At 66.6% G+C, this 21942-nt stretch carries 19 protein-coding genes; 7 read left to right on the forward strand and 12 right to left on the reverse strand.

Features of this window, described 5'->3' with window-relative positions; all coding sequences use genetic code 11:
* Nucleotides 1-42: 42 nt before the first annotated feature.
* The gene (locus NU1_RS40045; protein WP_084521032.1) at nucleotides 43-1221 is read left to right on the forward strand and encodes a M23 family metallopeptidase; all 1179 of its coding nucleotides are present in this window, start codon (nucleotides 43-45) and stop codon (nucleotides 1219-1221) included.
* Between the two features lie 312 nt (nucleotides 1222-1533).
* Here NU1_RS40045 and NU1_RS06450 read toward each other — a convergent pair whose 3' ends face one another.
* Together NU1_RS06450 and pcrA are read right to left on the reverse strand one after the other, a co-directional pair.
* Nucleotides 1534-2523 carry an aldo/keto reductase gene (locus tag NU1_RS06450; protein WP_212761341.1) on the reverse strand — a complete coding sequence of 330 codons (990 nt, stop codon included), beginning with the start codon at nucleotides 2521-2523 and terminating at the stop codon, nucleotides 1534-1536.
* Nucleotides 2524-2788: 265 nt separating this feature from the next.
* On the reverse strand, nucleotides 2789-5209 hold the full coding sequence (pcrA, locus tag NU1_RS06455; RefSeq protein WP_067518289.1) for a DNA helicase PcrA: 2421 nt from the start codon (nucleotides 5207-5209) through the stop codon (nucleotides 2789-2791).
* Between the two features lie 334 nt (nucleotides 5210-5543).
* Here pcrA and NU1_RS06460 point away from each other — a divergent pair, with 334 nt between their 5' ends.
* On the forward strand, nucleotides 5544-5846 hold the full coding sequence (locus NU1_RS06460; RefSeq protein WP_067518291.1) for a chorismate mutase: 303 nt from the start codon (nucleotides 5544-5546) through the stop codon (nucleotides 5844-5846).
* 342 nt (nucleotides 5847-6188) lie between these two features.
* On the opposite strand, the gene NU1_RS06465 is transcribed toward NU1_RS06460, so the two are convergent.
* Nucleotides 6189-7640 carry an NAD-dependent succinate-semialdehyde dehydrogenase gene (locus NU1_RS06465; RefSeq protein ID WP_067518293.1) on the reverse strand — a complete coding sequence of 484 codons (1452 nt, stop codon included), beginning with the start codon at nucleotides 7638-7640 and terminating at the stop codon, nucleotides 6189-6191.
* A gap of 476 nt (nucleotides 7641-8116) precedes the next feature.
* Between NU1_RS06465 and pgi the strand changes: the two genes are divergently transcribed.
* On the forward strand, nucleotides 8117-9754 hold the full coding sequence (gene pgi, locus NU1_RS06470) for a glucose-6-phosphate isomerase (protein WP_067518295.1): 1638 nt from the start codon (nucleotides 8117-8119) through the stop codon (nucleotides 9752-9754).
* Nucleotides 9755-9772: 18 nt separating this feature from the next.
* Here pgi and NU1_RS06475 read toward each other — a convergent pair whose 3' ends face one another.
* Complete coding sequence (locus tag NU1_RS06475) at nucleotides 9773-12457, reverse strand: LuxR C-terminal-related transcriptional regulator (protein WP_157552012.1); 2685 nt, start codon at nucleotides 12455-12457, stop codon at nucleotides 9773-9775.
* A 329-nt stretch (nucleotides 12458-12786) separates the two neighbouring features.
* On the reverse strand, nucleotides 12787-13137 hold the full coding sequence (locus NU1_RS06480; RefSeq protein ID WP_067518297.1) for a DoxX family protein: 351 nt from the start codon (nucleotides 13135-13137) through the stop codon (nucleotides 12787-12789).
* Nucleotides 13138-13362: 225 nt separating this feature from the next.
* Here NU1_RS06480 and NU1_RS06485 point away from each other — a divergent pair, with 225 nt between their 5' ends.
* On the forward strand, nucleotides 13363-13650 hold the full coding sequence (locus NU1_RS06485) for a hypothetical protein (protein WP_067518299.1): 288 nt from the start codon (nucleotides 13363-13365) through the stop codon (nucleotides 13648-13650).
* Nucleotides 13651-14141: 491 nt separating this feature from the next.
* Here NU1_RS06485 and NU1_RS06490 read toward each other — a convergent pair whose 3' ends face one another.
* Nucleotides 14142-14768 (reverse strand): TetR/AcrR family transcriptional regulator, encoded by a 627-nt coding sequence (locus NU1_RS06490; protein ID WP_067518300.1) that lies wholly within the window; start codon nucleotides 14766-14768, stop codon nucleotides 14142-14144.
* 91 nt (nucleotides 14769-14859) lie between these two features.
* On the opposite strand from NU1_RS06490, the gene NU1_RS06495 reads away from it, so the two are divergent.
* A complete protein-coding gene (locus tag NU1_RS06495; RefSeq protein ID WP_067518302.1) occupies nucleotides 14860-16314 on the forward strand; it encodes a carotenoid oxygenase family protein in 1455 nt (484 codons plus the stop codon).
* A gap of 80 nt (nucleotides 16315-16394) precedes the next feature.
* Here the strand turns inward: NU1_RS06495 and NU1_RS06500 are convergent, their stop codons facing one another.
* From NU1_RS06500 to NU1_RS06515, 4 genes are all read right to left on the reverse strand, one after another.
* On the reverse strand, nucleotides 16395-16619 hold the full coding sequence (locus NU1_RS06500) for a hypothetical protein (protein ID WP_067518304.1): 225 nt from the start codon (nucleotides 16617-16619) through the stop codon (nucleotides 16395-16397).
* Nucleotides 16620-16754: 135 nt separating this feature from the next.
* Nucleotides 16755-17345 carry an HAD family hydrolase gene (locus tag NU1_RS06505; protein ID WP_169815003.1) on the reverse strand — a complete coding sequence of 197 codons (591 nt, stop codon included), beginning with the start codon at nucleotides 17343-17345 and terminating at the stop codon, nucleotides 16755-16757.
* Between the two features lie 64 nt (nucleotides 17346-17409).
* The gene (locus NU1_RS06510) at nucleotides 17410-17601 is read right to left on the reverse strand and encodes a DUF397 domain-containing protein (RefSeq protein WP_067518308.1); all 192 of its coding nucleotides are present in this window, start codon (nucleotides 17599-17601) and stop codon (nucleotides 17410-17412) included.
* Nucleotides 17598-18146 carry a DUF5753 domain-containing protein gene (locus NU1_RS06515; protein ID WP_157552013.1) on the reverse strand — a complete coding sequence of 183 codons (549 nt, stop codon included), beginning with the start codon at nucleotides 18144-18146 and terminating at the stop codon, nucleotides 17598-17600. Before NU1_RS06515 ends, NU1_RS06510 begins: the two co-directional genes overlap by 4 nt.
* On the opposite strand from NU1_RS06515, the gene NU1_RS06520 reads away from it, so the two are divergent.
* A complete protein-coding gene (locus tag NU1_RS06520) occupies nucleotides 18139-18606 on the forward strand; it encodes a helix-turn-helix transcriptional regulator (protein WP_245719968.1) in 468 nt (155 codons plus the stop codon). The two genes, NU1_RS06515 and NU1_RS06520, sit on opposite strands and share 8 nt — an antisense overlap.
* A 240-nt stretch (nucleotides 18607-18846) precedes the next feature.
* On the opposite strand, the gene NU1_RS06525 is transcribed toward NU1_RS06520, so the two are convergent.
* Together NU1_RS06525 and NU1_RS06530 are read right to left on the reverse strand one after the other, a co-directional pair.
* Complete coding sequence (locus NU1_RS06525; RefSeq protein ID WP_067518311.1) at nucleotides 18847-20469, reverse strand: acyl-CoA dehydrogenase family protein; 1623 nt, start codon at nucleotides 20467-20469, stop codon at nucleotides 18847-18849.
* A 30-nt stretch (nucleotides 20470-20499) separates the two neighbouring features.
* Entirely contained in the window at nucleotides 20500-21114 is a 615-nt protein-coding gene (locus NU1_RS06530; protein ID WP_067518312.1) for a TetR/AcrR family transcriptional regulator, read from the reverse strand.
* A gap of 54 nt (nucleotides 21115-21168) precedes the next feature.
* On the opposite strand from NU1_RS06530, the gene NU1_RS06535 reads away from it, so the two are divergent.
* The gene (locus tag NU1_RS06535; protein ID WP_067518314.1) at nucleotides 21169-21942 is read left to right on the forward strand and encodes a crotonase/enoyl-CoA hydratase family protein; all 774 of its coding nucleotides are present in this window, start codon (nucleotides 21169-21171) and stop codon (nucleotides 21940-21942) included.

The raw sequence follows: 21942 nt of genomic DNA on the forward strand, positions 1-21942 counted from the left end.
AACACTCAGTTCGGCGGGGCTACCCGCTTCGAGCACGGTGAGGTGTACGGCTGGGGTCACGCCGCACCGACCGGGCAGACCGACTGGAACGCCAATGGTTCCAACACCGACAGTTCCTATGCCGAATCCGAAGGTTGGAACGGCGGCGCTGAGAACTGGAACGGCCAGGCCGAAAGCTGGAACGAAGACGCCAACTGGAACGGCAACGGCGAGCGCTGGAACGAGAACGCGTCGGCCGAGTGGACCGGGGGCGAGAGCTGGAACTCCGGCACTGCCTGGGAGTCCCCCGCCGATCCCGAGCCGTCCGACGAATACCGGCCCGCCTACACCTTCCGCACCGCCTCCGGTGAACCACTCGAGTTCTCCCACGACGGCGCCCGCCTCGATCAGGCCGCTGTACCCGATCAGACCACGGCATCGGATGCCGTCGAATCCGCGCCCGCCACATCGCGTTCCGCCACCCGCGCCGCCGCACGCAATCGTCGCCGTTCCGGTGGCGCGCACCGGCTGCCCGCGCCGCCCGCCGCACTGAAGGGTCGCGCCGCCGTGGTGGCGGTCGCCGCCGGTGCCGTGGTGGCCGCCGGACAAACCGGTATGGAGACCTCCGCCCCCGCGACGGGCGACATCGAGGCCGTCGGCCAGATGACCGAATTGGCCGCGCAGAGCATAAGCCTCGCCGGCGAGGAGACCGTCGCCGCGGAATCTCCGCAGGTGCTGAATGTCTCGACGCCGATGGATCTCAACCAGTTCAGCGACATCCTGCAGAAGGGCCAGCAGTTCGCTGCCGATCTGGCCGCCCAGGAGGCCGCCAAACTGCGCCCGCTGTTCACTCGATTCGCCAACGGCAATTTCACCTCCGGCTACGGAGCCCGCTGGGGCGTACAGCATCTCGGCATCGACGTGGCCGCCCCCATCGGCACCCCGATCTACGCTGTGGCCGACGGCACGGTCATCGAGGCGGGTCCGGCCTCCGGCTTCGGCATGTGGGTGCGCCTGCTGCACGACGACGGCACCGTCACCGTCTACGGCCATATCGACACCGCGACGGTTTCCCAGGGCATGCGCGTCATGGCGGGCGACCAGATCGCCACCGTCGGCAACCGCGGCTTCTCCACCGGCCCGCATTGCCACTTCGAGGTCTGGCTCAATGGCGTCGACAAGATCGACCCCGTGCCGTGGCTGGCCTCGCGGGGCATCTCCCTCGGCATGCAGCGGGACTAACGACTCCTGCGACCGGGTCGAGTGCCCGAACACTTCGATGGGCGCGCTGCTTCAAGCAGCGCGCCCATCGCTCTTCCCGCAACGGCACCCGAACCCCGCTGGGCCGCCCCGCCCTGCCGCACCCGACAACCGGGCCGCACGCGAAACCCGGCATCCCGCCCACACCCGAAACCCGTCATCCCGGCATGCTTTTGGCCGGGATCCACACCGGCGGCGATTCGAGCCGATTCCGGTGGACTCCGGCCAAAGACGCGCCGGAATGACGGGGCGTCTCAGACATGCCGGGATGGCGAGGGGCGATCATCGGGTCGGTCAGGCCCGGACGGCGTACCCCCGCGGATCGAATCGGGAAACAGTGTCGCCGTAGATAACCGGTGCGGTGTCGCAGCCCTCGATGAAATCGCGGGGGAAGCCGACTTCGAACGGGGCGGCGGCCTCGAGGGCCGCTACCGCTTCCTCCGGGAGGGTCAGGTCGACCGCACCCAGGTTCTCGGCGAGTTGGGCGGCACTGCTGACCCCGACGATCGGGAGGATCGCGGGTGAGCGGTGGCGGGTCCAGGCGAGGGCGATATGCGCTGCGGGCACGCCCAGTTCGGCGGCGACCTTGTCCACGGCGGCGGCCGCGGTTCGCTGCCGTTCGGTGTATTCGGCCGGGTCCTTGCGCTGGCCGCTCCGTCCGGAGAGTATGCCCTGCCCGAGCGGGCCCCAGGCCGTCACGCTCATTCCGAATGCCTCCGCCATGGGCAGCAATTCGCGTTCGGCATCGCGCCAGAGCAGGTTGTAGGGCACCTGAAGTCCCGCGAACGGCGTCCGATCCCGCAGCTGCGCAAGGGTGTTCGCCTGTGCCACCACCCAGGCGGGGGCATCGGAGATCCCGATGTGCAGCACCTTGCCGGACCGCACCACATCATCGAGGGCACGCAGCGTCTCCTCTATGGGCGTGTACCGGTCCCACACGTGCACCCAGTACACATCGATGTAGTCGGTTCGCAGCCGCCGCAGACTCTGCTCCAGGCTGCGCACCAGATTCTTACGGTGATTGCCCGAGGCATTCGGATCGCCGGCGTCGCGGGTCGGCGTGTACTTGGTGCCGATGACGAATCGATCGCGGTCCGTCATGACCTCGCCGAGCAGTTCCTCACTGGTCCCGTAGGAGGCGGCGGTATCGAGGAAGTTGCCGCCCGCGTCCGCGAAAACGTCCAGAATGCGCCGGTATTCACTCGCGTCGCGCAGTCTCATGGTGCCCAGTACGAGTTCGGAGACCCGCAAGCCGGTTCGGCCGAAAAGTCGGTATCGCATCATGCGCACTACCCTGCGTGGCCGGTTCCGCCGTAGGGAGGCCGGGAGAGGGCCACCCTAGGGCGCGGAAGCGGCGACCGACCGAGGTCAGCGCGGTGCGCAGCGCGGGTTCGAGCCGATCGCCCGTGGTGATGGCGGCCCCCAGCACCGCGATGCCCGCGCCGGTGAAAACACCGCCGATGACGGCGGATTCGATGGCGTCGAGTTCGTCCGGGTATCCCCCGCCGTCGCTTCCCCAGCTCCGCCGGTGCGACCTCGACCCGAACCCTCAAAGCTTGACGATAGTGCGGCTGTACTGCGGGATGAGACGGATCTTTCCGGCGGTGCCGAAGTCGATGGTGACCGTGGCGAGTGCGCCGAAACCTTCGGCGGCGACCACGCGGCCGAGTCCGTACTTGTCGTCGCTGACCCGATCGCCGACGGCCAGTACGAGGCCGGAGTTATTGCGCTTGCCAGCCGAGGCGGGGGCGGGCGCGGGTCGGCGATCGCCACCGACACCGGGCCGGGTTTCGGGCCAGTTGTTGCCGCTGCTCCACCCATCGTCGAAGGCGTCGTCGCCGCGTCGGCGGAAGCCGCGGCTCGTCTGCTGCGGGGCCGGTTCCAGCCGACGCCAGTCCATGAGGTGGCCCGGAATCTCCTGGAGAAAGCGCGACTCCGGGTTGGAGACGGGTTGACCCCAGCCGGAGCGCACCACCGCACGGCTCAGGTAGAGCCGTTTGCGGGCGCGGGTGATGCCGACGTAGGCGAGGCGGCGCTCCTCGGCCAGTTCGGTGGGATCGCCCAGGGCGCGCATATGCGGGAACTGGCCGTCCTCCCAACCGGTGACGAAGACCACCGGGAATTCCAGCCCCTTGGCGGTATGCAGGGTCATCATGGTGACGACGCCGGTGCCCTCGTCCGGAATCTGATCGGAGTCGGCGACCAGGGAGACGCGCTCCAGGAAGGCGGCCAGCGATCCGGGTTCGGGTTCACCCTCGGCAGCCTCGGGAACCAGACCTTCGGCGGCCGCCGCCTCGACATTGTTGCGCGCCTCGGAACTGAATTCCCGTGCCACACTGACGAGTTCATTGAGGTTGTCCAACCGCGCCCCGTCCTGCGGGTCGTCGGACGCCTCCAGTTCGTAGCGGTAACCGGTGCGATCGAGTACGGCCTCCACCACACTGCCCACATCCGGGAAGTCGAGATCGGCCTGCACACCCGCGGCCCGAATCTCCTCGAGCAGCTCCACGAAACCGGCGATGGCACGCTGCGCACGAGTATTCAGCAGCGCCACCTTCCCGGCGGCAGCATCCCGAAGTGCCTGTGCGAAGCCGATATTGCGCTGTTCGGCATGGACGGCCACACATGCCTCGGCGCGATCACCGATACCGCGACGCGGGGTATTGAGAATGCGGCGCAGACTCACCGCATCGTCCGGATTCTCCAGCACACGCAGGTAGGCGACGATATCGCGGACCTCTTTGCGCTCGTAGAACCGAACCCCGCCGACCACCTTGTAGGGCAGCCCCATGCGAATGAAGATCTCCTCCAACGCGCGAGAGTTGTTATTGGTGCGGTAGAACACCGCCACATCGTTGTAGTTGGCATCGCCCTGATCGACCAGCCTGTCGATCTCCCGGGCCACGAAGGACGCCTCGTCGTGCTCATTGTCCGCGACGTAACCGACAATCAGATCGCCGTCGCCCTGATCGGTCCACAGCTTCTTGTCGCGGCGGTTCTCATTGCGCGCGATAACGGCATTGGCGGCGGCCAGAATATGCTGGGTGGAGCGGTAGTTCTGTTCCAGCAGAATGGTTTCCGCATCCGGGAAGTCGCGCTCGAACTCCTCGATATTGCGGATGGTCGCGCCGCGGAAGGCGTAGATGGACTGGTCGGCGTCACCCACCACGCACAGTTCGCTGGGCGGCACTTCGGAATCGGCGGTCAGGTGATGACCCACCAGTTCACGCACCAGCGTGTACTGCGCGTGGTTGGTGTCCTGGTACTCGTCCACCATCACGTGCCGGAAACGCCGCCGATAGTACTCGGCCACCTGTGGATGGCGCTGCAGCATGGCGACCGTCTCGCCGATGAGATCGTCGAAGTCGAGGGCGTTGGCCGCGCGCAGCCGCCGCTGGTACTCCTCGTAGACGCGAGCCACCAGGCGGGGCAGTTCGGTGTCATCGGTTTCGGCGTCGGCGGCGGCCTGTGCGGGACCGATGAGTTCGTTCTTGAGGTTGGAGATGGCGGTGGCCAGTAACCGCGGCGTGTACTTCTTGGCGTCGAGGTCGAAGTCGCGACCGATCATGGCGAGCAGCCGCCGTGAGTCGTCGGCGTCGTAGATGGAGAAGTTGGAGTTGAGTCCGGGCACCAGTCCGGCCTGGGTGCGCAGAATCCGCACACAGCTGGAGTGGAAGGTCGATACCCACATGCTGGCGGCGCGCGGGCCGATCAACCCGCCGACCCGCTCACGCATTTCCGCAGCGGCCTTATTGGTGAACGTGATGGCCAGGATCTGACCGGGACTCACCCCGCGGGCGGCCAGCAGGTACGCGATCCGCCGGGTCAGGACCGCGGTTTTGCCCGAACCAGCTCCCGCCACGATCAGCAGCGGGGACCCGGAGTGCATCACCGCGGCACGCTGTTGCGGATTCAACCCCTCGAGCAATCGCTCGGTCTTCTTATCGTCCTCAGCCACCGTCGTGTTCATCGCCCATCCACGCTACCGGCGGGCACCGACAGACATCCATCCCGGCGGCCGAGCTGTCCGAATAATGCGAGTGGAGCGAACTTCGAGTGAACCAACTCGGCCCGAAAACTCTCAGGAGATTCCAAACGAACTTGTTTTGCATCGATCCGACCCCGTGGCAGACTGGCCAGGTGCAGAGCGCTCCAATCAGACCAGTTACCTGAGCGCCCGTATTCGGGGGACAATGTAAGACCGGCCAGGTCGGCAACCCAAGCAGCAGTCATGGTGAAAGAACCGATCGGTAACACGTCGGGGCCTGCTACCGATCGATGTTCTGACCACGAGGAGAAGAAGTATGAGCATCTCGACGACGGGACAAGACAAGCCTGCGAGCTCCGACTCCGCCCTGCCCACAGAGGCGGAGATCGATACGCTGCGCAAGGAAATCGACAAGCTCGACGCCGAGATCCTGGCCGCGATCAAACGCCGCACCGAGGTATCTCGCCTGATCGGCCGCACTCGGATGGCCAATGGCGGACCCAAGCTGGTGCATTCGCGGGAGATGAAGGTGCTGGAGCGATTCAGCGAGCTGGGGCAGGAAGGCCACACGCTCGCCATGCTTTTGCTGCGTCTCGGCCGCGGTCGCCTGGGTCACTGATACCCGGCCAGGTGTGCTGAGGTCTACGCAGACTTCGCAGCGGACACACACAAACTTCGCGGCGTTCATCGAGCTCTGAGTTCGGCGGGCTCCGCGTTCCCCAGGCCGCCCCGGGTGTTCCTTCACCCCGGGGCGGTCGCTCTATCTTTTGGCCTCCGCTTCGCTCCGGCGGTGCTGTGTCTTCTGCCCTCCGCTTCGCTCCGGGCGGTTCGCGGCCCTCGTAACCCCGTTCTTCCCTCCCTCCGCTCCTCCGCTTCGCTCCCCCGCTCCACTCAGTCCAGAACGGGGCGGGCCGCGAACAAGCAGGGGTTGCGGTAATAGGGCGGCTGCATATCTGCCGCTCTAGGGCAGCGCGATGTACTTCGTGGACAGGTATTCGTCGATGCCCTCGTAGCCGCCCTCGCGGCCGAACCCGGATTGTTTGACGCCGCCGAATGGGGCGGCCGGGTCGGAGATGACGCCGCGGTTCACGCCCACCATGCCGGTTTCCAGGCCCTCGGCGACGCGTAGGGCACGGTTCAGGTCGCGGGTGTAAAGGTATGCGACCAAACCGAATTCGGTGTCGTTGGCGGCGGCCAGACCCTCCTCCTCGGTATCGAAGCCGATGATGGGGGCGACCGGGCCGAAGACCTCTTCGCGCAGGATGCGGGCCTGCGGCGGAACATCGGTGAGGACGGTGGCCGGATAGAACCAGCCGGGACCACCGGGAGCCTTACCGCCGAGTGCCGCGTTCGCACCCGCCGCGAGGGCATCGTCGACGAGATCGGTGACGGTATCGAGCTGGTTCTCGTTGATCAGCGGTCCCAGGGTGTTCGACGGGTCGGTTCCGGGGCCGAGTTTGTACTCCGCCATGGCGGCGACCAGTTTCTCGGTGAATTCCTGGCGAACCGAATTCTGGACGTGGAACCGGTTGGCGGCGGTGCACGCCTCGCCGCCATTGCGGAGCTTGGCCAGCACCGCGCCCTGCACGGCGGCGTCGATATCGGCATCGTCGAAGACCACGAACGGGGCATTGCCGCCGAGTTCCATGGAGGTGCGCAGCAGGCCGTGTGCGGACTGCTCGACGAGCTTCTTACCGACCGGGGTCGATCCGGTGAAGGTGAGCTTGCGCAGGCGCGGATCGTTCAGCAGCGGGGCGGTGACGGCGCTGGAACGGCTGGTGGTGATGACCGACAGGACGCCGTCGGGCAGTCCGGCCTCATGGCACAGCTCGGCCAGCAGCAGCATGGTCAGCGGCGTCTCCCCCGCGGGCTTCACGATCATGGTGCAGCCCGCGGCCAGGGCGGGTCCGATCTTGCGGGTGCCCATGGCGAGGGGGAAATTCCACGGGGTGATGGCCAGGCACGGGCCGACCGGCTGCTTGTGGACCATGATCCGGCCGGTACCGCCCGGCGCAGTCTGGTAGCGCCCGTGGATTCGGGCGGCTTCCTCGCTGAACCAGCGGAAGAATTCCGCGCCGTACTTCACCTCATTGCGGCTCTCCTGGAGTGCCTTACCCATTTCGAGGGTCATGAGCAGCGCGAAATCCTCCGCACGCGCGGTAATCGCCTCGAAGACCGAGCGCAGGATCTCGCCGCGCTCGCGGGCGGGGGTGGCGGCCCAGTCGGCCTGCGCCGCCGCGGCGGCGTCGAGGGCGCGGATCGCGTCGTCGGGGGTGGCGTCGGCGATATTCGCCAGCACTTCCCCGGTGGCGGGATTGTGCACCGGGAAGGTCGCGCCGCCGGTGGCATCCACCGGCCCGCCGATCCAGAGCTGTGTGGGAACTGATTGGAGTAGTTCGCTTTCAGACACCATGACCCAAGCCTAGGACTGTGTCTTCCGTCTCCGCTGCGCTCCGACAAGTTCGCGGCCCTGCCGTCCGGTTCTTCCCTCCCTCCGCTCCTCCGCTTCGCTCCCCCGCTCCACTCAGTCCAGAACCGAACCGGGCCGCGAACCTGCTAGCGCAGTGCGGGGAGCTGCTAGCTCGGTGGTTGGAAGCTGGTGGCGCGGTGGTGGGAGACTGGTCGCACGGCGGCGGGAAACTCGTCGCACGGCGGCGGGAAACTCGTCGCACGGCGGCGGGAAACTCGTCGCACGGCGGCGGGAAACTCGTCGCACGGCGGCGGGAAACTCGTCGCACGGCGGCGGGAAACCGGTCGCACGGCGGCGGGAAACTCGTCGCACGGCGGGTGGGGGGAAGCTGCGGGGTTGCCGCGATTGTCTTGGCAGCAAGCCGCGATTTACCTGGTGTTACCTGCGCGTGGGACGAGGGGGTTGTAACCTCGGCGGACGTGAGCAGCGACATCACCGCGACGGCGGCCTGGCGGAAACTGCACGATCATCATGCGGGCCTGGCCGACCGTCATCTTCGTGAGTTCTTCGCCGACGATCCAGCGCGCGGGCATGAGCTGACCGTGCAGGTCGCGGACCTGCGCATCGACTACTCCAAGCATCGCGTGACGCGCGAGACCTTGGACCTGCTGGTCGAATTGGCGCATACGGCCGAGTTGGAGCAGCGGCGCGACGCCATGTTCGGCGGCGAGCACATCAACACGTCCGAGGACCGCGCGGTCGGGCACTGGGCACTGCGGGAACCGGCCGACCGGCGGATCATCCTCGACGGCGCGGATGCCGGGGCCGATGTGCACGAAGTGCTCAGGCGGATGGGCGAATTCACCGATGCGTTGCGCTCCGGCGCCTGGGTCGGTGCGACCGGTGAGCGCATCGAGACCGTGGTGAATATCGGTATCGGCGGTTCGGATCTGGGCCCGGCCATGGTGTATCTGGCGCTGCGGCACTACGCCGATGCCGGCATCTCGGCGCGCTTCGTCTCGAATGTGGATCCGGCGGATCTGGTATCGACCCTCGACGGCCTGAATCCGGCGACAACGCTGTTCATTGTGGCGTCCAAGACGTTTTCGACATTGGAGACGCTCACCAATGCCACGGCGGCGCGCCGATGGCTGACGGCCGCGCTCGGCGACGATGCGGTGGCCAAGCACTTCGTCGCGGTGTCCACCCATGCCCAGCGGGTCGCCGATTTCGGTATCGACACCGCGAATATGTTCGGCTTCTGGGATTGGGTCGGCGGGCGCTACTCGGTAGATTCCGCCATCGGGCTGTCGGTCATGGCGGTGATCGGCAAGGAACGGTTCGCCGAACTCCTCGACGGAATGCACCGGGTCGACGAGCATTTCCGGACCACGCCGCTGGCCGAGAACGGCCCGGCCCTGCTGGGACTGCTGGGTGTCTGGTACTCGAATTTCTTCGGCGCGCAATCGCGGGCGGTACTGCCGTACTCCAATGATCTGGCCCGATTCCCGGCGTATCTGCAGCAGTTGACCATGGAGTCGAACGGCAAATCCGTTCGCGCGGACGGCTCCCCGGTGACCACCTCCACCGGTGAGATCTTCTGGGGCGAGCCGGGCACCAACGGCCAGCACGCCTTCTACCAACTCCTGCATCAGGGCACCCGGCTGGTTCCGGCGGATTTCATCGGATTCGCCCGTCCCACCGATGATCTGCCGACCATCGACGGCACCGGCAGCATGCACGACATCCTCATGAGCAATCTGTTCGCGCAGACCAAGGTACTGGCCTTCGGTAAGACCGCCGAGGAGATCACCGCCGAGGGCACCGACCCGAAACTGGTGCCGCACAAGGTGATGCCCGGCAACCGCCCCTCCACCGCCATCCTCGCCCCGCAATTGACGCCGTCGGTGCTGGGGCAGTTGATCGCGCTCTATGAGCACCAGGTGTTCACCGAGGGTGCGATCTGGGGTATCGACAGCTTCGACCAGTGGGGTGTGGAGCTGGGCAAGAAACAGGCATTGGCAGTGGAGCCGCTGCTCACCTCGGCGGAAGATCCGGAGCCACAGGGCGATTCATCCACCGACGCACTCATCCGCTGGTACCGCAGCCACCGCTGATACGCCGCGACTTTCGGATCAGCCGAGGTGCAGCCGAGCCAATTCGACCCGGTTACTCACACCCAGCTTCGGAAAGGCCCGGTACAGATGGTGGCCAACGGTTTTCGGGCTCAGGAACAGTTGCGCCGCGATCTCCTTGTTGGAGGCCCCGGCGGCCGCGAGGCGGGCCACCTGAAGTTCCTGCGGGGTGAGCCGGGCGGCCGCGTCGGTCTCGGGTTCGGGGACGGTACCCGCTCCGGCGGCGCGCAGTTCGGCGCGGGCGTGATCGGCCCAGGGGACGGCACCGAGCCGGTCGAATGTTTCCAGGGCTTGCCGCAGGGGTGAGCGCGCCTCGCTCATCCGACGTTCGCGGCGCAACCATTCGCCGTAGAGCAGGGCGGTGCGGGCGTGGTCGTATCGGCGGTCGGCGGCGACGTGCAGGGTCATGGCCTTGGCGAACAGTTCGCCGTCGCCGGTGAGCAGGCCCCGACAGCGCAGGACCAGCCCCTCGGCCCAGGGGGTATCCAAAGCCGCTGCCCAGGTCTCGATTTCGGCCAGGGCGGCGGTGGCGCGATCGAGGCGGCGGAATCGGGCGGCCGCTTCGATCAGATCCGCGAGGAGGTCGATCCAGTGGCCGCGTGCCTGTTTCGGCCCCTCGTGCAGCGTCTGTAGCCGGTCGAGGGCGTGTTCATAGCGGCCCCGCCCGAGATCGAGCAGTGCCAGTGCCCAGTGGAAGTGCGTGATATCGATGGCGTTGAAGTCGCCCTGGGCCTGTCGGAGATTGCGTTCGGCCAGTTCGCGGCAACGCGTTTCGTCCCCGCGCACGGCCGCGATCATGGCGAGCACGGCCTCCGCGCCCGTCACCCGGCTCGGCTGTTCGATATCGCTGGCAATGCGCAGGGCCTGTGCGGCAATGAGTTCCGCTTCGCGGAAGCGTCCGAGAATGAGTTCGGTAATGGAGAGGGTGCAGGCGACGGCCGGGTACCAGCCGATCATGCCGCGGTCGCACACCAGAGCGGCAAGTTCACCGAGTTGTTCGCGGGCGATGGGCATATCGCCGATGAGCGCCGACTGGCTACCGAAGGCGAGCCGCAGCGAAATCATTTCCAATGGCACCGAGCGGCCGAAGATGGCATTGGCGCGGATCATGACGATACCGGCGGCCGGATCGCCGGTCTGCATCACAAGCGGACCCCGCAGTGCCGTCAGCAGCGGTTCGCGCGCCGCCCCGAGCGAGAGCTCGGCCAACCGGTGATACGCCACCCGGAAGTCGACGAGATCACCTGCGGTCCAGGCGATCCGCCCCGCCTCGATCAGTAGCCACGCCGCCCGCTCCGGCTCGACATCGGCGACACATTCGGCCGCATCCAGCATGAGCTGATGAGCTCGGCGCAGCGAGCCGTACTCGAATTCTATGAGCGCCCGCGCACCGACCACCCGCGCGCGCTCCACCGGCCGCAGGTGCAGCTGCTCGGCCGCGTCGGCGAGCCGCATGGCCCGGCGGGTACGCCCGGCGTGTGCGGCGGTTTCCACGGCCAGGGTCAGTCGGCGGCCGCGCACCGCCGGGTCGGGGGTCAGCCATGCGGCACGTTCCAGGGCCGTCGCCGCGGAGGCGTGTCCGGCGCGCTCACGCGCATGGTCGGCGGCGGATTCCAGTGCGGCGGCTACGGTTTCGTCGGGTCCGGTGCTGGCGGCGGCGAGATGCCACGCCCGGCGGACCGGGTCGTCGTCGAGTTGGGCGGCAAGGGCCGCGTGTACGGCGAGCCGCTGGGTGAAGCCGGCGCTGTGATAGGCGGCGGATCGCTGCAGCGGATGTTTGAAAGTCACGGCCCGGTCGGCGATCGACACCATCCCCGACGCTTCGGCCTCGGCCAGCGCCGCGGCGGTGTGGCCGATGCGGTCGAGGACGCCCAGCACCAGGCCGAGGTCACCGGTCTCCTCGGCGGCGGCGACAAGCAGTGCGGCGCGGGCGGATTCGGATTGTCCGGCGATATGGCGCTCGTATCCGGCTTGCAGCCGCTGCGGCAACGGCAACGGTCCGGCGGGCGCGCTTGCCACATCCAGTCGATCGAATTCCAGGAGAGCGAGGGGGTTTCCCGCAGCTTCGCGCAGCACCCGGTCACGCACTTCGGGTTGCAGGTCCGGACTGCGGTCGGCGAGCAGATCGATGGCGGCGGCGCGATCGAGCGGCCCCGGCCGCAATTCGGGCAGGCCGCGGCCGTCGAAACCCGTGCGCCCCGCGAAGAGCATGACAATGCCCTCGGCTCCGAGGCGCCGGGCCGCGAACAGCAGGGCGTCGGCGGAGGGGCGGTCCAGCCAGTGCGCGTCGTCGATGAGGCACAGTACCGGCCCGTGGGCGGATAGATCGGCCAGTAGCGACAGGGTGGCAACCCCGATGAGGAACCGGTCCGTGCCGTCGGGGGGACACAATCCGAGTGCGCTGCCCAGTGCGTGCCGTTGCGGTCCGGGTAGCAGGTCCAGGCGATCGACGGCACTGCCGAGCAGTAGGTGCAGTCCGGCGAAGGGCAGTTCGGATTCACTGTCGATGCCTGTGCAGCGGAATATCCGCCAGCCGTCACCGGCGCGCTCCTCGGCGGCGCGGAGCAGCGCGGATTTACCCTCACCGGGTTCGGCGACAATGGCCAGCGCACCGCTGCGGCCCGTTCGCGCTGCACCGAGCACGCTGTCGATGTGCTGCATTTCGTTGGCGCGGCCGTACAGCACAAGCGACAACTTATGCCGCGAAGCGTGATTCGGCAAATGCGCAGCAGTCTGGATCGAGCCGTTGAGCCGTAGGGCGGGAGTGGTGACGAGGCGGAGGGTTCCGACCGTCTCGTCACCGACCACCCGCTCGCCCGGTAACGGGCTCGCGGGCGGCCCTCCCTACCGCACTCCGGCCGGCCCCTCGGGGAGGGCAGGCCGAAGGTCTGCGTAGAGCGGCAGGAAGCCCGGTACGGCGCTCGGGGCGGCGTACCGGTACTGGAAACGCTACGAACTCGGCGACTTCAGCGCTATCGGACGAACGCCCTAATCTTCGATGCTCGGCACACTCCTCAGTGCGCGATCATCAGCGCCAGCGCGGCAATGGAGAACACCAGGAAGAAGATGGGCCCCGCGATGTTGTAGTACACCTTCGCGCGAATGTGCGCGACCAGGGCACAGACGAAGAACAGCACCAGCCCGGCGGCCGCCGCGACGCCGACCGGTTGCAGCCCGGCGAGCCCGGCGGCGAGCCCGAGCGCACCCGCGCCCTTGGCGAGGCCGAGTCCCGGCAGCCACGATTCGGGCACACCCACCGCCGCGGCATTCGCCTTCACGAAGGGAATGCGGGCGAAATTGGCCACTGACTCGGCCGCATTGATGACGATGGCGACCAGGGTGACGGCAATAAAGGCGACCTGCATGTGTTCGTGCCTCCGAACGATTCTCACTAGCTGCGGTTGTTCACATTCAGCCTGCGCAACCATTCGGAGGCCGTCCAATACCTGTATCCATAACCTCTGGTTATGGACGCCGCGACCCTGGGCTCAGCGGCAGGCCGGTCAGCGCGCAGCTGAACCCAGTGCCGTTTGCTGGCCTGGCGGCGTAAAATTGCTGGTCCACTCGTCCGCAGAACGGCTGGAGTAACCATGGCGTTCCTGTTTTGCAACACGCGACAGATACAACTGCGCACCCCTCATCCACCAACCATCGGGGAACACAAGGCCAATATCGCGCACCATTTGAATCTGAGTGCCTTTACCCATGTAATCAATAACGACAGCGAAGTTGCCGGAAATCGGGCCGGCATGCGACTGTCCGTACTCCACTTGCCCATCAGCGATGGACGCTTCTATGAGCAGGTTATGGCGGCAGGCGAAAATCGCGATGCCACACTGGCTCTGGTCAACGAGACGGTCGCAGCCCTGAACTTCTGAAGGCACGAAACTCCGGGGAACGGGCGCCCCCACCTCACAGATCGCCACCGATATGCGCGTCTCCGCCGTTCAGATCGCCACCGAACTCGCCACCACGGCGAGCGTCACCCCTCGCTTCCGCGCACCGGTGAAGTTCCTCGCGTAACGCCCCCTCGGCCGCGATGTGCATTTCTGGTTCCGGGTAACCGGCTTCGACGCACTCCCGCTGGGCCCCTACCCGCGTACGCCACCGACTCGGCCCGTTCTCGATACCGGCCGTTGCCGCGCCGCTCTCGCCGCCGCGAGACCCGCTGTTCACACATCACGCATCACGCCGTGCGAGAGCGTGTGTCGGCCGAACCACGGTCACGCTTCGCCGAATTGATCGAGAACGACCGCAACGTCCACGCAATCGCAGCCATGCGACGGGCCGAGACGATCTCGTCGTCGACAACGCACCGACATACCGACGAGCGAGCGGGTCTCGAGGTGGCTCCGGCGTGGTGGCCTGGTTATGTGCGGGTGTTGCCGATGACGCTGATGCACATGTGCGCGCATTCGGCAGCGAGTTCGGCGGCGGTCAGGTCGATGGTGTTGTCGAGCCAGCCTTCGATGAGCTGGTTGACGCCGCCGGTGATGAACATGGCCGCGCGCCGCAGCCAGGCCGGATCGGGGGTGACGTCGAGGACTGCGGGGGCGTGGTCGACGACGAGGTCGGCGATGGTGGCGAGGACGTCGTGTCGCCGCTGCACCAGTGCGGGTATGCCGCCGGGGTCGCCGGAGACGATCCGGTGAATGTTCCGGTCCCTGGCGACGGTTTCCAGGAACGCCTGCAGCGCTGCGCGTAGCTTCGTCTCGGCCGAGCCCTCGGCCGAGACGCCGGCCTGGACCAGGATTATGAGCAGTTGGTCGCGGATCTCGTCGGCGACGGCGGCCAGCAGCTCTTCACGGTTGGCGAAATGCTCGTAGAAGTAGCGATCGGTGAGCCCGGCGGTTTTGCAGACCCCGCGTACCGTGACCGCGCCGATTCCGGATTCGCCCCAGGTCGTACGGGCCGCGGCGAGCAGGCGGATGCGGCGGTCGGCGCGGCGGTCGGCGGCACTGACACCGCCGTAGGTGCGGATGGCCGGGGTCGTCATTGACAACACTCTAGGCACTCTCCTACATTTGCGGACATACGTCATCAGATGACAACTGTCGTCAGATAAGCGATTCAAGGGAGAATCCGCGATGACCCATACCCGCCCCACCGTCGAGACCGCCTACCGTCAGGTCACCGCACCCCTGCTCGACGAGCTCGACTACCGGATCGAGCAGATCGACGGACAGCTGCCCAAAGACCTGCGAGGCACCCTCTACCGCATCGGCCCGGGCAAACACCAGGTAGGAAGGTCGTTGCTGCACAACGTGTTCGACGGCGACGGCATGATTTCGCAGTTCGTTCTCGACGGAACCTCGATACGGTTCCGCAACCGCTATGTCCGCACCCGCCACTTCCAGCATGGGCAACGCTCGGATCGAATCCGCTACCGCGGTGTGGGAGACCAGATTACGGGCGGACCGCTGGCCAATATCGGGCGGCTACCGGAGAACGTGGCCAACACCAACATCGTCAACTACGACGGTGGCCTGCTCGCCCTGTGGGAGCTCGGCAACCCGTACCGCATCGACCCTGACACCCTCGACACCCTGGGCCCCACCGACTTCGACGGTCGGCTCGGATTTCTGGGCGCGTTCTCGGCGCATCCGAAACGGGACCCGGACACCGGCGACATGTACAACTTCGGACTGGATCTACTGCCCACCCCACGCATCCGCACCTACCGCGTCGACCGGTCCGGGCGGCTGCACCGACTGGCCACGGTACCGATGCTGGACCTGCCCTGGAACCACGACTTCGCCCTCACCAGCCGCTACCTGGTGTTCGTCCTGGACCCGATCCTGCCCAATATCGCCAAGATCGCGCTGGCCACGCACTCGTTCATCGAATCACTGGACTTCAAGCCCGCCAAGGGAACTCGATTCCTGCTCGTCCCCAAAGACGGGGGCCGCGCCCGCATCGTCGAGCATGAAGCCCTGCTGCACGTGCACGTCACCAACGCCTACGACGACGGCGGCGACGTCGTGGTCGAACTGGTGCGACTCGATACCGAATGGACCGATTTCCGTCGCATGACCGGCATGGTCAACCTGGACACCCCCAGCACACCGCAGTTCCCCGACTCACGGCTCATGCAATACCGGATCACCCCCGGCGGCACCGTCATCGAACGCGAACTCGCCGACCGCTCCGGCGAATTCCCGCAATACGATTGGCGGCGCGGCACCCGCGAACACCGCTACAGCTACCTCGCCGGTGCGGGCGGCCCGGCCGGTGTGTTCAACGCCGTGCTCAAGGTCGATCACCACACCAGCACCGTCACCAGCTGCGAGCTCGGCGACAGCTCGGTCGGCGAACCCCTGTTCATCCCCCGCACCCCCGACGCCGCCGAGGACGACGGCTGGCTGCTGGCACTCAACCACCAACTCACCGAAAACCGCTCACAGCTGTTGATTCTCGACGCCCGCGACCCCGAACACGGCCCCCTCGCCACCGCCTGGCTCGACCACCACATCCCCTGGGGATTCCACGGCACCTTCACCCACCGCATCGCCCAACCGGACACGGCGACGCCCGCCCTGTAATACCGCTTACGGCGCTGATTGGACCGGCCCAGCCAGCCGGGGTATGCACCACCATGCCGCGACCCGCGCGGTTCGGCACCTCAGAACAGCCGATCACCCGAAGACTCCGGCACAGGTGTCGTCCGCATGCGGACGCACTCCTCGTCGTCGGAGACATCCTGGATCGCGTCGATCCGATCCTGAACCACCTCGGCGCGCGCCACCAACTCGACCCGGTCGGGCTCGGTGAGGCTCTCGGCACCGAGCTTCTCGAAAACGCATGAGAGCACTGACCGCAGGTCCTCCAGTTTGCTGTCTGACTCCACGGGACGTCACCTTACGTCCGAACCCAACGAATATCCGCTCATCCCTGCGGGCTCAGGCGTTCGATCGTGCACAAACGTCGGCCCGACAGCCAATCGCGCCAACGCGCGCACATGTCGAGCCGAGTATGTGGCGGTTTACTGCACCGAGAGTAGGTGCATCATGCTGGTGATGGTTGCGGCTGGTGAATGGGCACCCAGCGTGGCGATCTTCTCCGGACGGTTCGCGAAGGCGATGCAGGAGATCCTCGCCGTGTGTGCGGCGATCACGTCCGAGACGGAATCGCCCACGAACACACAGTCTTCCGGCGTGGTGCCGAGGTCCTCGACAGCGCGATTCAGAAGGTACGGATCAGGCTTCAGACAGTGGAGAGTCGCGCTGTCACGTCCGTAAACGCCGTCGATAGCGTGCTGTAGGTCGTGCTGGGTCATGAACCGCTGAACGGCGACGGATGAGTTGTTGCTGACGATTGCCACGCGGCGCCCGTCGCGAACGAATCGCACGATCGCCTCGGCAGCACCAACGGTGGGGCGGGCGCTGCCGACAGCTTCGAGTTCGATCTCACGAAAGCGCCGTTCGATTCTCTCGACCTCGCGAGGGCCGATCGTCGCGGCAAAGCGGAGAACATCGAACGGATCGCTGCTGGTTTCAACATAATCGGGGATTCGGCCAGCGAGGTCAGCCGATAGCCGTTGGGAGGCATCCCGGTTCGAAATGCCGGAGAACACAGCACAGACCGGCCCGTCGAAGTCGAGGAGGACCGTGTGGCGATCTCTCAGGAGATCGACAGCCTCAACGCCGCCAGATGCCACTGGTGAGGAAGTCGTCCCACGCCTTGCCGCTGAAGAACAACTCGGGGCCGCCGGGATTCTTCGAGTCACGCACACCGACCGCGTCGTCAGCGAGGAAGACCTCTACGCATTCGTTGCCCTGCGCAGACCGACTGGACTTGAACCACTGCCGGGTGGGCGGGTTGTTGGTCACGCCGCGTACTCCTTCGCGATTTTCAGCACCAGTTCCCTGGTTGCCTCTTCAGGCAACGCTACCTCCCGGATGCCTTCGACGGCGTGCCTATAACGATCGATCACATCGTCTCGTTCCAGGTAGAGAGCACCTTCCGCCCCCTCGGTGTAGACGACAGGGGGCTCTACCAATCGGCTTGCTGTGGGCGGGAAGTCGAGCAAGGTGAACGATTGAACCACCAGCCCTGGGTGCATACCTGCACCATGAGGCACGACTCGTATCGAGACGTTCGCCCGTTCACCAAGCTCCACGAGCTTCGCCAGTTGCTTGGCCATGACGTGCGGTCCACCGGGCTGGTGGAGCAACACGGACTCCGACACGAACGCGTCGAGCCGCAATTCGTCGTCCGCCAGGCGGGCCTGACGGCGCGCCGCCAGCTCCAACCTTCGCTCGATGTCGACTGCCGACAATCCAGGAACCGTCGCGTTGATGATTGCCCGCCGGTAGTCAGCGGTCTGCAAGATACCCGGTATCAGAACAAGCTGATGCGATGTCGCGGTGGTCACGCTCGCCGCGCGCGCACTACGCAATGACGCGAACGACCGCGCGGGCGACGTCATGGTGTCGCGGGTGCTGTCCCGGTCGGGAACCTGGGTGGTGCTGCACGGCGCGCGCCTGACCTCGACCGGCGAGGACCGGGTCGCGGTGATCGTCGAACCCGCGCATCCGAGCCGCATCTACCCGCTGCTGATGTCGGCCTACGGGCTGACCGAGCGCGAGCGCGACGTCACCCGATTCGTACTGCAGGGCGCCTCCACCTCCCAGATCGCCACCGATATGCGCGTCTCCGCGCACACCGTCCAGCAGCATCTGAAGAACATATTCGACAAGACCGGCGTCCATAGCCGCCGTGATCTGGTCGCGAAGGTCTTCTTCACCCACTACGAACCGCGCTTCCGCGACAACGAGAAACGCGTTCTTGTCGACAAGCCCGTGCGCGGCGGACCCTGGCCCGGCCACTGCTGAGACTCTCCTCGGCTCTCCGCATGAGATCGTCTGCCGCCCCTGTCATTCCGGCGTGCTCTCGGCCGGGATTCACTACTGATCGGAGGTGGATTCCGGCCAAACGCACGCCGGAATGACGAGGGCTCGGTGATATTGCGCGGTCACGCTCACAGGTACGAGCGCCGGAATCCACTGTCGAACAGCGTGATTCAGCGACACCCGTAACGCCCGGCCGCCAACAGGCCGCCGAGGATCTGGCTCTCAGCTGACGTAACCGCGCTCGAGAATCGCCGCGGTGTCGATACCCGTCGGCAGGGTCCCGAAGGCGATTCCCCAGTCACCACCGAAGCGGGTGGCGCAGAAGGCATCCGCGACAGCCGGATTGCCGTGGCGCACCAGTTGTGAACCCTGGAGCACCAAGGCCATCAACTCCACCACGCGACGGGCGCGGTACTGGATATCACCGAGATCGGTGAGTTCCTTTCCGATCCGGTCGATGGCCGTATCCAGGTGCGAGTTCGCTCCGCGCGCGAGGGACACCTCGTTGAAGAACGCCTCCACCGTTTCCGGCTGGCGGCCCATGGCGCGCAGAGCGTCCAGCGCCGCCACATTGCCCGAGCCCTCCCAGATGGACATGAGCGGGGCCTCGCGGTACAGCCGCGGCATACCGGAGTCCTCCACATAGCCGTTGCCGCCCAGGCATTCCAGGGCTTCGGCGGCGTGCGCGGGGGCTCGCTTGCACACCCAGTACTTGGTGATAGCCAGGGCGATGCGACGGAAGGACGCCTCGGCGGGATCGCTGTCAGCGCGGTCGGTCGCCCCGGCCAACCGCATCATGACGGTGGTGGCGGCCTCGGATTCGACAATCAGATCGGCCAGCACATTGCGCATGGCGGGCTGGTCGATCAGCTTGGCGCCGAAAGCGTTTCGATTACGAGCGTGATGCACGGCGTGCACCACGCCGGCACGCATACCGGTGGCCGAGCCGATCACGCAGTCCAGGCGGGTCATATTGACCATTTCGATAATGGTCTTGACGCCCGCGCCCTCGTCGCCGACCAGCCAGCCGGTCGCGTTCTCGTACTCGATCTCCGAGGAGGCATTGGATTTATTGCCCAGCTTGTCCTTGAGCCGTTGCAGTCGAAGAGGATTGCGCGAGCCGTCCGGCAGTACGCGCGGCAGCAGGAAGCAGGACAGACCACCCGGAGCCTGCGCCAGGGTCAGGAACATATCCGACATGGGGGCGGAGGTGAACCACTTGTGCCCGACAATGCGGTACGTGCCATCGGATTGCGCTGTGGCCGTGGTGGTATTGGCGCGGACATCGGAGCCGCCCTGCTTCTCGGTCATCGACATGCCCGCGATGAGACCGGCCTTGGACGTGGGCTCACGCAGGCCGTAGTCGTAGACCTGCGATGCCAGCAGCGGCTCGAACCGGTCCGACAGCTCCTTGTTGTGGCGCAGTGCCGGAATTACCGCGTAGGTCATGGAGATCGGACACATATGCCCGGGATCGACGACGCCCCACGTGTAGAACTTGGCCGCGCGGGCGGCGTGCGAACCGGGCCGGTCGTCGCGCCACGGCGTGCCGTGCAGGCCGTGCTCGACCGCGACCTTCATCAGGTTGTGCCAATGTGGGTGGAATTCCACCTCGTCGATGCGATGCCCGTAGCGGTCGTGGGTGTGCAGGACGGGCGGATTCTCATTGGCCACCCGCCCCCACTCCTGCGCCTGCGCACCACCGGCCAGCAGGCCCATCGCGCGCACCTCGTCCTCGGCCCAACCGGCACCCTCGCGGTGCAACCCCTCGATGAGAGCCGGATTGCGGGAGTTGTCGAAGGGGACGAGGTTCGGCGCTTGATTGAATACGTCGTGGGTGTGCATGGGGACTCCTGATTTTCCGGTGTCGACCGGTTATGTCGGGGGCGAGCCGTCGCCGGGCAGACCCAGTGCCCGCAGCGCGAAGGCGACGAGTTCCGGAACGACCGTCTCGCTCTGCAATTGCTCGGCGAGCGGGCCGACCAGCACCTCGCCGATCGCGCCGACCAGAGCGGTGGCGCTGGTGCGCGGATCCTGCGGTGGCAGTTGACCTTTGGCCACGCCGTCGGCGACGGCGGTTTCGAAGGTGTCGGCGAAGGCGCGACGGAAACGCAGCCGCTCGGTGTCGACGGCGGTATCCACCGGTTCGGCCAGCAGCACGTACGCGAGCTTCGGATTCTTGAGGGCACGTCCGGCGAAGGTCTCGACGGCCGCGGTAACCCGCTGCACCACACCGCCCTCGGCGCTGGCATCGGCGACGGCGGCGACCTCGCGGGTGACCACCTCACGGAACACCGCGGTCACCAGTTCGCTCTTACCGCTGAAATTCTTGTACACCGTGCCGGTGGCGACCTCGGCTTCGGCGGCGACCGAGGCCATGGACAGTCCGGCGAAGCCTTGTTCGGAGAGCACCTTCATAGCGGCCCGCACGATCGACCCGGCCTGGGCGTCGAGGCGGGCCTGCACAGCGGGGGTTCTGCGGTAGGCCACGCAAGAAGTGAATCATGAATTCATTTCTTGACGCAAGACCCGGACCAACAGCGTATGTTCGGTGGCGTGAGCGTAAGAGTCGAACGCAACGGCCCCGTGACCACCGTGATCCTGCACCGCCCGCAAGCCCGCAACGCGGTCGACGGACCCACCGCGGCGGCCCTGGCCGACGCTTTCCGAGAGTTCGACGCCGACCGCGAGGCGTCCGTCGCCGTGCTCTGGGGCGACGGCGGCACCTTCTGCGCGGGCGCGGACCTGAAATCCCTTGGTACCGAACGTTCCAACCAGGTGACCGAGGACGGCGACGGGCCCATGGGACCCACCCGCATGAAGCTGTCCAAGCCGGTCATCGCCGCCGTCTCCGGCTACGCCGTGGCGGGCGGCCTCGAGCTGGCACTCTGGTGCGACCTGCGAATTGCCGAGCAGGACAGCACCTTCGGCGTCTTCTGCCGCCGCTGGGGCGTGCCATTGATCGACGGCGGCACGGTGCGACTACCCCGGATCATCGGGACCGGTCGGGCGATGGACCTCATCCTGACCGGCCGCGCTGTCGGCGCGCCCGAAGCACTGCAGATGGGCCTGGTCACCAGCGTGGTGCCGACCGGCGAATCCCGCCGGGCCGCAGAGGAACTCGCCGCCCAGCTGGCCACCCTCCCACAGACCTGTCTGCGCTCGGACCGCATGTCGGTACTGGAGCAGGACGGCCTCGACGAACCGACCGCCATCAGCAATGAACTCCGCCACGGTATGGATGCGCTTGCCGGTGGCGCACTCGACGGCGCACAGCGCTTCGCGGCGGGTGCGGGTCGCGGCGGCCGTCCCGCCTGA

It is taken from the genome of Nocardia uniformis NBRC 13702, from assembly GCF_001613345.1.
GTDB classification, from domain to species: domain Bacteria; phylum Actinomycetota; class Actinomycetes; order Mycobacteriales; family Mycobacteriaceae; genus Nocardia; species Nocardia uniformis.